The 1,510-nt window shown below is 52.5% G+C and carries 1 rRNA gene; it reads left to right on the top strand.

The annotated features are described in order from the left end of the window. Window positions 1-69 precede the first annotated feature (69 nt). Window positions 70-1,510, top strand: a 23S ribosomal RNA gene (locus tag ACSBQV_RS24200); the annotation flags it as partial.

Raw genomic sequence — 1,510 nt, 5'->3', positions numbered from 1 at the left:
AAGAGTAACCTGTCATAGAGTCTCTCAAATGTTTGCAGCGCGAACGATGGAAACATCTTCGGGTTGTGAGGTTAAGTGACTAAGCGTACACGGTGGATGCCTAGGCAGTCAGAGGCGATGAAGGGCGTGCTAATCTGCGAAAAGCGTCGGTAAGGTGATATGAACCGTTATAACCGGCGATACCCGAATGGGGAAACCCAGTGTGTTTCGACACACTATCATGTCATGAATACATAGTGGCATGAGGCGAACCGGGGGAACTGAAACATCTAAGTACCCCGAGGAAAAGAAATCAACCGAGATTCCCCCAGTAGCGGCGAGCGAACGGGGAGGAGCCCAGAACCTGAATCGGCTTGTGTGTTAGTGGAAGCGTCTGGAAAGTCGCGCAGCAAAGGGTGATAGCCCCGTACACTAAAATGCACAGGTCGTGAGTTCGATGAGTAGGGCGGGACACGTGACATCCTGTCTGAATATGGGGGGACCATCCTCCAAGGCTAAATACTCCTGACTGACCGATAGTGAACCAGTACCGTGAGGGAAAGGCGAAAAGAACCCCGGCGAGGGGAGTGAAATAGAACCTGAAACCGTGTACGTACAAGCAGTGGGAGCACCTTCGTGGTGTGACTGCGTACCTTTTGTATAATGGGTCAGCGACTTATATTTTGTAGCAAGGTTAACCGTATAGGGGAGCCGTAGGGAAACCGAGTCTTAACTGGGCGATTAGTTGCAAGGTATAGACCCGAAACCCGGTGATCTAGCCATGGGCAGGTTGAAGGTTGGGTAACACTAACTGGAGGACCGAACCGACTAATGTTGAAAAATTAGCGGATGACTTGTGGCTGGGGGTGAAAGGCCAATCAAACCGGGAGATAGCTGGTTCTCCCCGAAAGCTATTTAGGTAGCGCCTCGTGAACTCATCTTCGGGGGTAGAGCACTGTTTCGGCTAGGGGGCCATCCCGGCTTACCAAACCGATGCAAACTCCGAATACCGAAGAATGTTATCACGGGAGACACACGGCGGGTGCTAACGTCCGTCGTGAAGAGGGAAACAACCCAGACCGCCAGCTAAGGTCCCAAAGTCATGGTTAAGTGGGAAACGATGTGGGAAGGCATAGACAGCCAGGATGTTGGCTTAGAAGCAGCCATCATTTAAAGAAAGCGTAATAGCTCACTGGTCGAGTCGGCCTGCGCGGAAGATGTAACGGGGCTAAACCATGCACCGAAGCTGCGGCAGCGACGCTTAGCGTTGTTGGGTAGGGGAGCGTTCTGTAAGCCGTTGAAGGTGGCCTGTGAGGGTTGCTGGAGGTATCAGAAGTGCGAATGCTGACATAAGTAACGATAAAGCGGGTGAAAAGCCCGCTCGCCGGAAGACCAAGGGTTCCTGTCCAACGTTAATCGGGGCAGGGTGAGTCGACCCCTAAGGCGAGGCTGAAAAGCGTAGTCGATGGGAAACAGGTTAATATTCCTGTACTTGGTGTTACTGCGAAGGGGGGACGGAGAAGGCTAGGCT

This window comes from Serratia sp. B501 (assembly GCF_051172315.1).
In the GTDB taxonomy this organism is placed as follows: Bacteria; Pseudomonadota; Gammaproteobacteria; order Enterobacterales; family Enterobacteriaceae; genus Serratia; species Serratia ureilytica.
Note: the sequence above shows the minus strand (reverse complement) of the source record. Positions and strands in the feature narration are given on the sequence as shown.